This window comes from Pseudomonas sp. P4_B3 (assembly GCF_056402295.1).
In genome coordinates, this window is the sequence record NZ_JBFUHR010000035.1 from 1 (window position 1) to 15,122 (window position 15,122).

At 63.5% G+C, this 15,122-nt stretch carries 10 protein-coding genes; all 10 read right to left on the reverse strand.

From position 1 onward, the window contains the following. Nucleotides 1-227: 227 nt before the first annotated feature. Nucleotides 228-1,139 carry a malonate decarboxylase subunit epsilon gene (gene mdcH / locus AC1DWG_RS29035; RefSeq protein ID WP_477788704.1) on the reverse strand — a complete coding sequence of 304 codons (912 nt, stop codon included), beginning with the start codon at nt 1,137-1,139 and terminating at the stop codon, nt 228-230. Next, entirely contained in the window at nt 1,136-1,756 is a 621-nt protein-coding gene (locus tag AC1DWG_RS29040; RefSeq protein WP_477788705.1) for a malonate decarboxylase holo-ACP synthase, read from the reverse strand. Before AC1DWG_RS29040 ends, mdcH begins: the two co-directional genes overlap by 4 nt. Next, entirely contained in the window at nt 1,750-2,553 is an 804-nt protein-coding gene (gene mdcE, locus AC1DWG_RS29045; protein ID WP_477762924.1) for a biotin-independent malonate decarboxylase subunit gamma, read from the reverse strand. The genes AC1DWG_RS29040 and mdcE overlap by 7 nt, the downstream gene beginning before the upstream one ends. Then, nucleotides 2,550-3,401: a biotin-independent malonate decarboxylase subunit beta gene (locus AC1DWG_RS29050; RefSeq protein WP_477762925.1), complete on the reverse strand. Its 852-nt coding sequence runs from the start codon at nt 3,399-3,401 to the stop codon at nt 2,550-2,552. The genes mdcE and AC1DWG_RS29050 overlap by 4 nt, the downstream gene beginning before the upstream one ends. Then, complete coding sequence (locus AC1DWG_RS29055; RefSeq protein WP_477762926.1) at nt 3,394-3,693, reverse strand: malonate decarboxylase subunit delta; 300 nt, start codon at nt 3,691-3,693, stop codon at nt 3,394-3,396. Before AC1DWG_RS29055 ends, AC1DWG_RS29050 begins: the two co-directional genes overlap by 8 nt. Further along, a complete protein-coding gene (locus AC1DWG_RS29060) occupies nt 3,693-4,583 on the reverse strand; it encodes a triphosphoribosyl-dephospho-CoA synthase (protein ID WP_477762927.1) in 891 nt (296 codons plus the stop codon). The genes AC1DWG_RS29055 and AC1DWG_RS29060 overlap by 1 nt, the downstream gene beginning before the upstream one ends. Further along, nucleotides 4,583-6,253, reverse strand: a complete 1,671-nt coding sequence (gene mdcA / locus AC1DWG_RS29065; protein WP_007987781.1) for a malonate decarboxylase subunit alpha — start codon at nt 6,251-6,253, stop codon at nt 4,583-4,585. Before mdcA ends, AC1DWG_RS29060 begins: the two co-directional genes overlap by 1 nt. A gap of 233 nt (nt 6,254-6,486) precedes the next feature. Next, entirely contained in the window at nt 6,487-6,948 is a 462-nt protein-coding gene (locus AC1DWG_RS29070) for a chemotaxis protein CheW (RefSeq protein WP_477759746.1), read from the reverse strand. Next, the gene (locus AC1DWG_RS29075) at nt 6,941-12,976 is read right to left on the reverse strand and encodes an Hpt domain-containing protein (protein WP_477788709.1); all 6,036 of its coding nucleotides are present in this window, start codon (nt 12,974-12,976) and stop codon (nt 6,941-6,943) included. The genes AC1DWG_RS29070 and AC1DWG_RS29075 overlap by 8 nt, the downstream gene beginning before the upstream one ends. 37 nt (nt 12,977-13,013) lie before the next feature. Further along, complete coding sequence (locus AC1DWG_RS29080) at nt 13,014-15,074, reverse strand: methyl-accepting chemotaxis protein (protein ID WP_477762928.1); 2,061 nt, start codon at nt 15,072-15,074, stop codon at nt 13,014-13,016. Nucleotides 15,075-15,122: the final 48 nt, after the last annotated feature.

Sequence of the window (15,122 nt, forward strand, 5' to 3'; positions counted from 1 at the left end):
GGCGCAGGGGCGCAGGCCGCTGGGAATGGTTGTTCCCTTTCCAAGGCCTGCAACGCAGCCTGGCCCGCTTTAAGGCACAACCCGAAGGGCCGGGCCTGCTGTTGTGCAGGGCTGCGTTGCTCGAAGCTTATTTGGAATGACCAAACCACGCTTCTCGCGCCTTGCCCTGCACAACAGCAGACCCGGCGCGGTGGTGAAACTAATTGAGAACGCCCCCTGAGTCGGTTTTAGGAGTGGCGACTTCCCTCCTCACGCATCAGCGCCTGCAAGGTATCGAGCCGGGCACCGTCGAAGGCAATCACGGTGCCCTGCTCGAACACCCGGCGCGCCAGCCCGGTCAACACCGCGCCGGGCGGCAGTTCAATCTGTAGACGTACGCCGCGCTCGTAAGCGCTTTGTACCGTGCCGCGCCAGTCGACGATGCGGCACATGTTGAAGGCCAGGTCGTCACGCAAGGCTTCAGGCTTGATCAGCGGACGCGCGCGACTGCCGCTCAGGTAGCCGATCTTCGGGGTTTGCAGCGGCACCTTGGCGAAGGCTTCGGCCAACCGTTGCGCGGTCACCTCAAGCAATGGGCAGTGGGACGGCACGCTCACTGCCAGACGCCTGGCCAAGCCAGCCCCGCAACCTTTCGCCAACTCCGCCACCACTTTCATCGCCGCGTCGCTACCGGCAATCACCACCTGGTTATCGGCGTTGATATTGGCCAGATAAACCGGCATTTCTGCTCGGTACACCCGGGCCAGTAATCCTTCCACCGTGGCCAGGTCCAGACCGATGATCGCGGTCATGCCGTAGCCTTGTGGATAAGCCTGCTGCATCAGCTCACCGCGCAGACTGACCAGATGCAGCGCATCGCTGAAACTCAAGGCACCGGCCACCACCGCGGCCGGGTAAGCGCCGATCGACAAGCCGGCCACGTAGTCCGGGGTCAAGCCCAGCTGGCGTGAAGCGGCGACACCGGCGATCAGCAGGCAAAGCTGAACCGCCCTCGTCGACTGCAACGCCTCCGCAGAATCCAGTTGCGTCACATCTTCACCGAGCAGATCGCTCGCCTCGTTCAACGTTTCCCGAGGCAAACCCGCCAGCATCCCGGGTTGTTGTGCGCCCTGACCGGGGAACACCAGCAAGCGGCTCACGCTGCTTGCTCCTGTGGATTCCACGGGTCGGTAACCAGAGTGGCTTGGGTGGCATTTTTCAGCAGGACCCGCGACGAAGTACCGGCCCATTCGCGCAAGGCAACGGCGCCCGACGGAGTCTGCAATTGCAGGTCCACGCGGCACACGACTGCATCAAGAATGGCCACCAACGCCTGGGCGTCGACACGACTCAACGGGCGCGGCGTACGCAGGATCAGATCGAGATCGCTGCCCTCATGCAAAGCGGAAAATCCACTGGCCAACTCGAACCCGGCGCTGCCGCTGACACCCCAGACCCAGCCACTGTCATCGAGGTGCGAGCGCAGTTGCGCCAAGGCGCGCAGCGCCGGGAAATCGCGCGGGCCTTGAACATGGCACAGCTCTTCCGGCCGCACCCGCCGCGTGATGGCAGCGACTTCCATCACCGCCGCAAATCGCTGTTCGCGCAACGGCCCGCGCACGCCCACCGCCACCCGCCCCGACGCGCTCAAGGCGCGACGGACCACCACCGGCTGACTGGCACTGATCGCCTCGATCACCCAGGCAGGCGCATCCACAGGCAACTGCTGCGGGGTCATGCCCCACAGCAGGTCGTGAGCCAGAAGCGCATTCACCACTGCGCTCTCAGCAATTGGCGAACCTTGCTCGACGCCGCACGGTTGGCCGCACCGAGGCGACCGCTGAGATCAGCGCCCTTCTCGGCGACATCACCTATCGCCTGACCCAGGCACTCGATCACCCGCGCCAGATCCGCCGAAGTCGGCTGCTCGATCAGTTCCACCGACAAGGTTTCCCACAGCAGCCCGAGGCTGGCATAGCTGTCGATGTCATAGGCCATCGGCGGCACGCTGGCGGCCAGGGCTTCGAGTTCTTCGACGCTGCGCAAGGTCACCCGTGCCGCCGACGCCTTGCCCATGGCGTGCACCATCACACCCGGATCGCGCAGGGCGATCAAGCGGTTGGCCTGATAGCCGTGGGCCAGAAATGCCCCGGACATTGCCTTGCCCACCAGCAAACCGATCACCGCATGACCGGCCAGACGGGCACGGGCATAACTGCCCGCCGCAGCGGCCAGCGCCTGATGAATGCCAAGGGCTTCCTCGCGTCGACCGTAAGCCTGGCTCGGCACGTCGACGATGGCGATCACTGCGCGCTTCTGCGTTTTGTCAGCATCGGCGGCAATCACCTCATCTACCGCCTTCGCCAGGCCCCAGCCTTCGAGCAACCCCACCTCGCCGTTGCGCGCACGGACGAAGCGGTTTTCCGGGTCGGCCACCACCGCGATGAAGCGCACAGGCTGATCGCCCAGCGAACCGTCCGCGACCTTCAGCGAAGCCGGCAAACCTTCGACCGCTTTCGCCCCGGCACTCAAGGCGTTGAACCAGTTCAAGCCTCGCAGGGAATACGAACTCATGGGTGTTCTCCTTGGTACAGATCGCGAACCACAGAAGGCTCGATTTGCGGTTCGGCATCCAGACGCGCCAGGCGTTGCAGGAACAACTCGGCCTGCTGGCTGCGCGGCTGTGCAGGCAAACCCTGCTGGAGCAACTCAGCCACCTGTTGGCGAATCTGCGCCACATCGTCATCGACGTAACGATCCACCAGACCACTGGCGAAACGCTGCTCACCACCGGTCAGGCTCCAGATAAAGGGGCGGTCGCGGGAATCGTATTCTTCGAGTCCGGCTTCCTGCTCGATCACCTGCGGGCCGTTCAGGCCGAGTCGCGCTTCCTGGGTCACCAACAGATAACTGCACAACCCGGCGGCAATCGACATGCCGCCAAAGCAGCCGACGCTGCCCGCCACCACACCGACCACGGGCTGGTATTGCTGCAAGTCGACAATCGCCGCGTGGATGTCGGCAATCGCCGCCAGGCCGAGGTTGGCTTCCTGCAAGCGTACGCCGCCGGTTTCCAGCAGCAGCAAGGCGCGGGTCGGGATGCCGTTGCGATTGTCCTCAGCGGCCAGTTCCAGTGCACCGGCAATTTTTGCTCCGCCAACTTCACCCAGGCTGCCACCCTGGAATGCGCCTTCAATGGCCGCAATCACCACCGGCAAATCATCGAGATTGCCCTTGGCGATCACCACGCCGTCGTCGGCTTGCGGCACCACGCCCTGGCGCGACAGCCACGGCGACATGATCCGTTGAAAGGGGTCGAGCAGTTCGCGGAAGGTGCCGGCGTCGAGCAGGGCCTTGGCCCGTTGCCGGGCACCGAGTTCGACGAAGCTGTGCTTGTTGAGCAGGGATGCGCTGTCAGTCATGGCCGATCTCCTCGAAGCCCTGTTCCAGACGCAGGCGCACCACGCCGGGTGTCGCACCGAAATCGTGGATGTCGATGGCCATCGCCGGCGGCGTCTGGCCGTCGAACATCCGTGCGAACAGATGCTGCCAGCGTTGTTCGCTGCCATTGACCGAGGTCTGCACGTTGATCGTCAGCTTGCCGGCCAGACCCGGCTCGATCAGCACTTCCAGATCGCCCGAGCCGACACAACCCACCAGTGTGCGGCCGCGTGGTGGCTGCCCGGCGGGGAATTCAAAGGATAAAGTTTCCATCAAAACGCTTCCCTTCTTGAATGGCAGAGGATGAGGCCGTCGTCCGACTCGATACGGTCGATGAACAGGCAGGCTGCAAGCAAGTCGGCAGCACCGCCGGGCGAGGCATTCAACGCGATGAGTTGTTGGTCCAGCTCATGCAGGCGGCGACGTCCGGCGAGGCTGGCACTGCCACCCGCGTCGAGCACCGCCCGGGCGCCCCGCTGCATGGTGTTCAGCCCCTCTTCGCCCGCGCGGTAAAGCACACAGGTGTCGGCCAGATTCGTCATGATCGCCAGCAGCGCATCGAGCCGGGCGCTCTGTTCGCCATGACCGGCGGCGCGGCTGCGCAGAAGTTGTGGCAGAGCACGTTGGGTCACCGCCGGAAATCCCAGTTGCGCTTCTTCACGGGCACCGCGAGCGCCGTAGCGTTGGGCGACTTGCGCACCGTGACTGAGCGGACGTGGTGCAAAACGGTCGTCGAGCAAAGCCAACCGCGCAGCCCGTAACGCCACACTATTGGCGCTGCAAGATTGAGGTTCCAGCGCCACGGCCGTGACCAACAGGCCCAAGGCCCAGATCGCCCCGCGATGGGTGTTCACGCCGCCGGTGGTGTCGAGCATCACTTGCTCGCCTTCGCGACCGATGCGGCCCACGGCTTCGCGCAGGGGCAATCCGACCTCGCCGAACTCGATGGCGGCTTCCGCCATTTCTTTAAAGGCCGGCCACAAGGACAACGCCGACGCGTGCATCAACCCCAAGTGCAAATCGGTGTGGGCGCCATTGCCGCGACGGTCGACCAGTGCCGGTTTCGGCGACAAATCAGCCTCGTCGATCAGCGCGTCCACCGCCAGGTCCGCCAGCCGTTCGGCCAGGCTCAGGTTTTTTGGTTGCAGGTTAAGTGCGTGCATTACCAGCTCCTGAACTTGGCGGGCGGGTTGTAGAGGCCACCGGACCATTCCACCAGATCGGCCACGCTTTTCGCCGCGAGCAATTCGCGAGTGGCGTCGGTGCGGCGGATGCCGAGGTCTTCGGGCAAGGCGATCAGGCCTTCGCGGCGCATGCGCGCGGTGTCTTTGGGGTTGTGGCGCAGGCCGATGGCGGTCACCCCGGCGACGGCGGCGATCATCGCCTGGCGTTCTTCCAGCGAGCGCGCCTTGTACAGGTAGGCGATGCCTTCTTCGGTCAACAGGTGGGTCACGTCGTCGCCGTAGACCATGATCGGCGCCAATGGCATGCCGCTTTTCTTCGCCACATCGACCGCATCGAGGGTTTCAACGAAAGTCGGTTTGCCGCCCTCCTGGAAGGTTTCGACCATCTGCACCACGAGCTTTTTGCCACGTTCGAGCATCGGCTCGGCCACATCGGTGTTGCGCATGTCGAGCCAGGCCGGAGTGCCGTGGCGACGACCGCGCGGGTCGTGGCCCATGTTCGGTGCCCCGCCGAAACCGGCCAGGCGTCCGCGCGTCACGGTGGAAGAATGACCGTCGCCATCGACTTGTAGCGTGGCGCCGATGAACAGGTCCACGGCGTATTGCCCGGCCAGTTGGCTGAACATCCGATTGGAACGCAGGGAGCCGTCGCGCCCGGTAAAGAACACATCCGGCCGTGCCGCAATGTAGTTCTCCATCCCTAGTTCGGTGCCGAAGCAATGCACGCTTTCGACCCACCCACTTTCGATGGCGGGAATCAGGGTCGGGTGCGGGTTGAGGGTCCAGTTGCGGCAGATCTTGCCTTTGAGGCCGAGGGACTCGCCGTAGGTCGGCAGGATCAGTTCGATGGCAGCGGTATTGAAACCGATGCCATGGTTGAGCGACTGAACGTTGTGTTTTTCGTAGATGCCGCGGATCGCCATCATCGCCATCAGCACGTGCACGGGCTTGATGTGCCGAGGGTCGCGGGTGAACAGCGGTTCGATGTAGAACGGCTTGTCGGCCACCACCACGAAGTCGACCCAGGATGCCGGGATGTCGACCCGCGGCAGGTCGCTGACGTCGTCCACCAACTGGTTGACCTGAACGATGACGATGCCGTCGCTGAAGGCCGCCGGTTCGATCAGCGCCGGGGTGTCTTCGGTGCTCGGCCCGGTGTAGATGTTGCCGGCGCGGTCGGCCATGAACCCGGCCGACAGCACGACGTTGGGAATCAGGTCCACTACCAGCCGCGCGTAGAGTTCGATGTAGGTGTGGATCGCGCCGATTTCCAGCAAGCCGTCTTCGAGCAACTGGCTGATGCGCAGGCTTTGGGTGCCGGCGAAAGAGAAGTCGAGCTTACGGGCGATGCCGCGTTCGAACAGGTCCAGGTGTTCGGCGCGCCCGACGCTGGGCATGATCATGTGCAGGTCATGCAGCTTCGCGGGGTCGGCCTTGGCCAGGGAACGGGAAAGGAAATCCGCCTGCTTCTGGTTGTTGCCTTCGAGCACCACGCGGTCGCCAGGCAGGATCAGCGCTTCAAGCGCCGCGACGATGTTATCGGTGGGTAACACCACACCGTCGGCCAGGCCTCGCACCAGCTCGAGGCGCCGCTGCTTTTCGCTGCGCCGCCGCGTCCATCGCGAGTCGGGGGATATTGTTGTTGTCATGACCACTCCACGGGTTCGCTGTCGTGGGGTCACCTTAGGAGTGTTGGGTGGGGGTATCAATCAAGCAGAGCGGTGGATCGTTACGCTCAGGGTAATGGTTGTCTGGACTGACGCCTTCGCGGGCAAGCCCGCTCCTACAGTGGCTCTGCGGTGCACACAAAACCTTGTAGGAGCGGGCTTGCTCCGGGCGGCGATCCGACGAAGAGGTCGGTCAGATCACCGCTGAATCAGGATCAGTTGATTAACCCGGCATCCACCAACAACGCCTCCAGCGCCAACAGATCCGGCACCTTGGCCACCTGCTCGCCCACCTGCACCGCCGCCTGCTCCAGCGCACACAACGGCACATCCACATAACTCAACTGGCTGTCGAGCTTGCAGGAGCGCGGAATACCCTGCACCAATAGTGCGATGAACTTCAGCTCGGGGCGCCCGCCGAGGGCGTTGAGGATCACGATCCGCGCACGTTCGCCGATGACGGTTTTCTGCGCACATGCCGACTCGAAACTCAACAGAGGAATCTGCCGGTCGCGCCACATCACCAGGCCCAGGTACCACGGCGGTGTGTCCAGGTCGAAGGTCCCCGGCTGCTGGTAGTCGATCAGCTCGGCAACGGCGACGTTGGGCAGGATCAGGTTGCGGTCGGCCAATGGCAGCAGCAGGCCGGTGAGGTTGCTGGTGCGGTGCTCAAGCATGGGTCTTGCTCCACAAGGCGATGCTTTCGAGCAGCACCGATTCCTGGTACGGCTTGCCAAGGTAGTCGTTGACGCCGATGGCCATGGCGCGGTCACGGTGTTTCTGTCCGGTGCGGGAGGTGATCATGATGATCGGCAGGTGTCGCAGACGTTCGTCATTGCGCACCTGGGTCGCGACTTCGAAGCCATCCATGCGCGGCATCTCGATGTCCAGCAGCATGAGGTCGGGTACGTGTTCTTCCAGCAGCAGCATGGCATCGACTCCATCCTTGGCGGTCAGCACGTTCATGCCGTGGCGTTCGAGCAAGCGGCTGGTGACCTTGCGCACGGTGACCGAGTCGTCGACCACCATCACCAGCAGCGGGCGCTGCGGTTCGGCCTCGACCTCTTGTCCTGCCGGATGCAGGGGTACACGGGCCTGCATGGCGCGGATCGGCGCCAGCAAATCCAGAATCAGCACCACCCGGCCGTCCCCGAGAATCGTCGCCCCGGACACCCCTTGCACCGCCGCAAACTGCGGCCCCAGGCTCTTGACCACGATTTCGCGAGTGCCGGCCATGGCGTCCACCAGCACCGCGATGTGCCGTTCGTTGCACTGCACCAGCAGCACCGGAAACGGCAGGCTCTGACCCAACAGTTTCGGGCGCGGGCTGGTTTTCAGCAGCTCACCCAGATAGCACAGCTCGTAACGTTGCCCGGCGTATTCGTAGGTTGGCGAATCGAAACGGAAATACCCTTCGAGTTCATTGGGCAGGACACGCACGATGCCGTCGATGGTATTGAGCGGGATCGCGTATTGGTCCTCACCGCACTGCACCATCAGCGCCCGATTGACCGATACGGTGAACGGCAGGCGAATGCGGAAATGCACGCCCTGCCCCGGCACCGAGTCGATGCTCATGGTGCCGCCCAGTTGCCGCACCTCTTCGTGCACCACGTCCATGCCAACACCGCGACCGGAAATCTGGGTGATTTTTTCGGCGGTGGAAAACCCCGGTTGCAGGATGAACTGCAACACGTCGTGATCACTGATGACACTGTCCGGGCCGAGCAGGCCGCGCTTGATCGCCTTGCGCCGCACCGCATCCAGCGGCACACCGGCGCCGTCGTCGCGGATGTCGAAAATGATGTCGCCCCCTTCGCGCAGCAGATCGAGGGTGATCTTGCCCTTGGCCGGTTTTCCCGCCGCCAGCCGTGCTTCGACGGACTCCAGGCCGTGGTCGACGGCGTTGCGCAGCATGTGCTCCAGCGGCGCGGCCATGCGTTCGAGAACGTTGCGATCCATCTCGCCTTCGGCGTTGTCGACGATGAAATCCACGTCCTTGCCCAGTTCGCTGGACACCTGCCGGACGATGCGCTGCAAACGCGGGAGCATGCGTTCGAACGGCACCATGCGCGTGCGCATCAGGCCTTCCTGCAGTTCGGTGTTGATGCGGCCCTGCTGTTGCAGCAGGTTTTCCGTGTCGTGATTGCGTCGCTCGAGGGTTTCCTTGAGGTCGAGCAGGTCAGAGGCCGATTCGAACAGCGCCCGGGACAGTTGCTGCAACTGTGAGTGGCGATCCATTTCCAGCGGGTCGAATTCCTCGTAGCCCAGGCGTTCGGCGTCGACTTGCTGGCGGCTGAGGATTCGCCCCTGGGTTTCGGTGTCGAGGCGGCGCAACTGGTCGCGCATCCGCTCGATGGTAGTCTCCATCTCATTCAGGGCGATGTGCGCATCGTTGACCTGCTGTTCGATCCGGCCACGGAAGATTGAGGTTTCACCGGCCAGGTTGACCAGGTCGTCGAGCAGCTCCGCCGAGACCTTGACCATGTCTGCGCCAACATCGGACGGTGGCGCCAGCGGCTCGGCCTTGGGCGTGGCCGGCGGCGCAACCGGCACAGGCGCTTCAGGCACGGCCGGGTGGCTGAAGTTCTTGATCGCATCGATCAAACGGTCGGCCGGCGGCATCGGCTCACCGGCGCGGGCCGCATCGAGCATCTGCGCCAGGCGGTCATGGCTGCGCTGCAACAGCGCGAACAACGGCTCCGTCGGTTGCAGCACGCCGGTGGACAGGCCTTCGTAGAGGAACTCCAGTTCATGGGCCAGATCGCCAATCGCGGCGATTTCCACCATGCGTGCACCACCCTTGAGGGTGTGCAGGTCGCGCAGTAGGGTTTCCACTTCCTGACGACTCGAAGGCTGGGCCTGCCAGCGCTCCAGCGCCGCCCCGGAGCTTTCGATGATGTCGAAACCTTCCTCGAGGAAGATCTCCAGCAATTCCGGATCGTGCGCAGCCGAGTCGTTGCCGGTCGCCTGCCGGGCCGCCTCGGCGATACCCGCATGCCCTTGACGGTAGGCACGAATGGCTTCGATCAGCTCACGGGAATCGCCCAGTGGCTGGTTGAGCTGCAACTGTTCGAGGTACAACGCCAGTCGCTCATGGCTCTGTTGTAGCAGCACCGCCAGTGAATCGCTGAAGGCATAACGACGGTCCACCAGGCCCTGGTAAAGGCTTTCCAGCTCATGGGCCAGATCGCCGATCGGCCCGACCTCGGCCATGCGTGCGCCGCCCTTGAGGGTATGCAAATCCCGTTGCAGGGACACCAGCGGCGCGGCGTTGTCCGGGTCGCGCAACCAACGCTGCAAGGCCTGACCGGCGCTTTCGAGGATATCCACCGCTTCTTCAAGGAAGATCGCAATGATTTCATCGTCTACACCGACAACACGCTCCTCTGTAGGAGCTGGCTTGTCGGGTCGCCGCATCGCAGCGATGGACGTTAACGATGACGCGTTTTCACTGGGTAAACGCAGTGTCGGTGAGTCCTTCGCTGGCAAGCCAGCTCCTACAGGGGGGCGTGCGGTGTGCTCGAGTTCGGCAGTGGCGCTGCCCAATTCGCGGATGCTCAGGCTCCGGCTGCCATCGCTGCGGATCAGGCCCATGGCCGACGGGTCGAGGCTCTCGTCGAGCAGTTCGCGCAAGGCCCTGATCCGTTGCGGCTGCGGGCTGACTTCCTGGCCGGCGGCCAGTTCGTCGAGCATGTTGATCAGCGCTTCGTGGGCAGCCTGTGCTTCATGGAAAAACCGCTCGCTGACCGCCAGGCTGCTCTCTTCCACGGCACCGTACAGATCTAGCAACGCTTCGCACAGTTCATCCACCGGGTGCAGGTCGGCCAGATGGGCGCCTTCACCGAGGGTGGTCAATTCGTCCAGCAGTGCGCTGAGTTCCTGACGTTCGCCGGGATGTTGCTGCCAACGCTGCAACAGGCTTTCGGCGTCCAGCAGGATGTCCATGCCCTGGGCGAGGAAGTTGTTGATCAGTTGCGGGTCGCGCTTGATCCGCAGCCCGGTGTTCGGTGTGTTCAGGAGGTTTTCCAGACGCTCGGCCAGCAGCGCCCTGGCTCGCTCGGTCAAACCCCGGGCGCCGGGAATTTCCGCCAGCGGATCAGTCTTGAGCTGGCGCAAGCCGAGGCGGAACAGTCCTTCTGCTTCCAGCAGCAATTGGACTTCATTCAGATCCAGCGCGATCAGGTGCGCCTTGTATTCCCGCGCCAGTTGATCCAGCGGTGCGGCCAGTTCGGCAATCGGCAACACACCGGCCATGGAGGCACTGCCCTTGAGGGTGTGCAAGGCGCGCTGCAATTCGTCGCTGGCCGGCAACGGCACATGTTCGGCGGCCTGATCAAGGAAGCGATTGAGGCTGCCCAAGTGGGTTTCGGCCTCTTTGCGGAAGATCTCCAGCAACAGCGGGTCGAGGGCCGCGACGTCCTGCGTATCCTCATCGGACACCGGCTCTTCGCCCTTGGCCAGGGCATGGGCGCGGGCAGCCAATTGATCGACATCGCTGCGCTGGCACTGGGCATTGGCGGCGTATTCAGCCACTAGTTCCGGAAGCAGCTGCAGCACATCGCCGATCAGTTGCTGCACCGTAGCGCCCGGTTCCACGCTGCCTTCCAGTACGCGATTGAGCAGGTTTTCCACGGCCCAGGCCAGCTCGCCCAGCACCAGAGCGCGCACCATGCGGCCACTGCCCTTGAGGGTATGGAAGGCACGGCGCAGCTCACTCAGGGCCGAGCGGTCGTCAGGGTTGACCGAACAGCGCGGCAAGTACTCGCGCAGGATCTCCAGGACTTCGTCGGTTTCTTCGAGGAACACCTCACGCAGTTCCTCGTCCACCGGCTCTTCGCCTGCTGGCGGCGGCAGCAGGCTGCCCGGAGTGTTCAGGGCGGGTGGGTTCAGGCTCGAAACCGGGCTGGCAAGCACGTCGGCCAGGGTCTGGACGATCTGCGGATCATCCAGCTCCTGCATCATCTGCATGACCTGCGCTTCGCTCGGGTTGAGCACATCATCAAGCACGGGCACATGCTGCTCACTGGGGAAAAACCCGAGGCTGGCCAGGCTTTTTTCCGCGACATCGAGCAGGTTTTCACCCTGCGCTTGCGGATCATCGCTGAGGCGCTCGAGGTAGTACTCGATGCTGGTGATCACGTCGGCCAGGCTGTCCAGTTCCTGCCAGCCCGGTTGACCCGGTTCGAGCAACAGGTGCTCGCGGATAAAGTGATTGCAGGTTTCGACCAGGCTCGCCGCCCGGCCCAGCGGGATCATCGCCAGCGCGCCGCGCACCTGGGTCAGCAAGGCCGGCAGCGCCTGCAAATGCTGGCGGTCCCAATCGGCGTCGATGTAGTCGACGATCATGTCCTTGGCCTGCAGCAAACAGATGCGGGCCTCCTTGATCACGATCTGATGGATCTGCGTCAGGTCGGTGGTCGGCAGGCGGTTGTCATCCGGGCTCTCCGGCTCCACGGTACCGACCATGCCGGCCAGCGTCGCTTCGACGTACAACAAGGCCCCGGCAACGTCCATGAGGATGGCATCGTTGGGTTCGCGCTGGCCTTGGGCGAGGCTGAGCACCACCGCCAATTGATCGATGATCACCTTGCGCGGCTGGCCGAAGCCCAGGACCGCCAGGGTGTCGGCGATTTGCCGCAGCGGCGCCAGCAGGCTGTCGAGGTCAGCGGTGTGCTGGCGGTCACTGCGCACGAACAGATCCAGACGCTCCTTGACCCGCACCAACTCTTCGCACAGCGCTGCCAGCACCGAGCGCATGGCGTCACGGTCGGGACCGGCCAGCCGCGCGCGTTCTTCATCGACCATCGCGCTGTCGGGCAGCGCGTCGTCCAGTGAGTAGCGTTCTTTCATGGTCAGCATCTGCCCGGTGGGATGTTCGGCCTTGGCAATGTAGAACAGCAAACTCTTGAGCAGCTCAGGCGGGGCCGGTTGGTTGATGCCGTGCATGCCGTCGTCGAGCAGGCGCTTGAGCTCCATGTCGGCATCCTTGAACAGGCTGCGCAAGGCCGGGCTGTTGGCGATCGCACCGCCCTGCATGCCCTCGACCAGCGCCGATGCCACCTGCCATAACGGGCTCAGGGGTGCATTGGCGCACAGTGCTTCGAGGTGGGTGAAGACCTTGGCCAGGTAATCGAGGGTGGTGTCGTGGTCCTGTTCACGCAGGAAACCGACCAGCGCCATTTGCAGCATCTGCCGCAGTTTGCGCAGCACATTGGGCAATTCGGCCGGCTCCAGCTGTGCCAGCGTTTCTGCGTCCAGCGCTGGCAACTCGGGCAATTGCGGGCTGAACAGACTGGTTTCCGACAACAGGCTTTCGCCACGGGCGCTGCGCAGGTCATTGATCAGGGGCAACACCACCAGTGGCAAGTCGCGGCGCGCGCCTTGCACCCGGTCGAGGTAGATCGGCAGCTGTCCCAGGGCCTGCATCAACAGGTGCAACGCCTCGTCGCGATGACTGACACGGCTGCCCTGCAAGGCCATGGCCAGTTGCTCCATTTCTTCGGCGAGCAACGCCGCGCCGTAGAACTCGACCATCTGCAAACTGCCGTGGACCTGATGGATGCACGAAAGGCTTGCATCCAGCGCTTGCGTCGCCTGCGGGTCATCGAGCAGGTTTTCGATCGCGTGATGAGCCTGTTTCAGCGTTTCGGCAATCTCGCCCTTGACCCATTCGAGGGCCACATAGTCGTGCCGATCACCCATAACCACTTCAGTCACCATAGTTCTACCTGCGGGCGATTCACGCTTTGTCCACAGCCTGCGCCTTGGCCGCCGGCAAGGTGAAACCGGACACCGAACGACGCAATTGACTGGCCATTTTCGCCAGGTTGCCGATGCTGTCGGCAGTGGCGGTGGAACCCGATGAGGTTTGCGAGGTGATCTGCTGGATCACGTTCATCGTCAGGGAAATCTGACCGGCCGACGACGTCTGCTGTTGCGCCGCATTGGAAATGCTCTGGATCAACGCCGCAAGTGTCTTGGACACGCCTTCGATTTCTTCCAGGGCCACACCTGCATCCTGCGCCAGACGGGCGCCGCGCACCACTTCGGTCGTCGTCTGTTCCATGGAGATGACCGCTTCGTTGGTGTCGGTCTGGATCGCCCGCACCAGGGTTTCGATCTGCCGAGTGGCAGCGGATGAGCGCTCGGCCAGGCGCTGCACTTCATCGGCGACCACGGCGAAACCGCGACCGGCGTCACCGGCCATGGACGCCTGGATGGCCGCGTTGAGGGCAAGGATGTTGGTCTGGTCGGCAATGTCATCGATCAGGCTGACAATGTCGCCGATTTCCTGGGACGACTCGCCCAGGCGCTTGATGCGCTTGGCGGTGTCCTGAATCTGCTCGCGAATGTTGTCCATGCCGTGGATGGTGTTGTGCACCACCTCGTTGCCCTTGTTGGCGATTTCCACCGAGCGTTCGGCAACCGCCGAAGATTCCGCTGCGTTGGCCGACACCTGGTCGATGGACTCGGCCATGTCGTTGATGGCCATGGATGCCTCGGAAATCTGCTGGGCCTGATGTTCCGACGCCTGGGCCAGATGCATGGCGGTGGCCTGGGTTTCCTGCACGGCGGCGGCGACCTGGCCGGCGGTGAGGTTGATGGTCGCGACCAGATCGCGCAGCTGGTCGACGGAGTAATTGATCGAATCGGCGATGGTGCCGGTAAAGTCTTCGGTCACCGAGGCCGTCACCGTGAGGTCGCCGTCGGCCAGGTCTTCGATCTCGTCGAGCAAGCGCATGATCGCGTTCTGGTTACGCTCGTTTTTCTCGGCGGTTTCGTGCAACTGACGATTGGTTTCGCGCACCATCACCATGCCGATCAGGATGATCGAAGCCAGCGCCAGCAAGCCCAGCACATAACCGCCTATGGTGTCGGTGGTGCGCCCGCCGACCATGTTTTCGAACCCGCTGGCCAGGTGTGAGGCTTCGTCGAGCAGGGTTTGCGACAGGCTGAAAATGTTCGAGGCCGATTCGCGGACCTTGAACAGCTCCGGTGAGGTTTCGAGGATCTCGTCCACCGAACCCGATACGAATTCGAACAGCTCGGAGATTTCCGCGAGACGCGCACGGGCGTCACGATCCTCGACCTGGCTGACCTTGAGCGCCGGGTCGCCCTGGAGCATGCCGTTGAGCACCTTGCCAAACTGCGTTGCGTCACGCCCGAATGCATCGGCGGCCTGCTGTGAATTTTCGTCGCCGGCCAATACCGTGTTGACCGCGCCGAGGATCCGCTCGGCCAGCAGCGACTGGCGCTGGGCCATGGCCACCTGGGCCGCCGGGGCGCCCCGTTGCAGGAGGATCTCGACGACTTTTTCGTACTCGACCTGCAACTGCGGCACGGTTTCGGCCAGGGTCGCGGCGACCTGATGCAGCGACAGTACGGTTTGCTCGCTGGAAAGAATCGCATCGGTGTTTTTCAGCAGGCGCTCCCAGTCCTGTTGCACCGCGCGCATCTCCGGACGCACGGTAGCAGGGGCCGGCGGCAGGCCGGTGGCCGGGTCGCCTTTCTTCAGGTAACCCCAGCGCTGGGCAAAATCGTTGCGCGCATCGCTGAGCAACTTGAACGCGGCAGCCTTGCCGGCGGCGGCTTCGGTGGCGTTCTTGGCGATACGCTGGGACAGCACGCGCAGTTCGCCCGCGTGGCCGATGTACTGTTTGTCGTAGGTAGCCTGGGTGTTGAGGTACGCGAAGTTGGCGAACAGAAGCATGATGAAGACGATCAGCGCGATGAACAGCACGATAATCTGCGACCGGCTGCGCGACCCTTCCATTGGCTTGCCTGCTTTTGCTTTTATCATCGGTCCTCGCCTGTTTACCCACTTTTGGGCAGCTTGCCGAAATCCCTG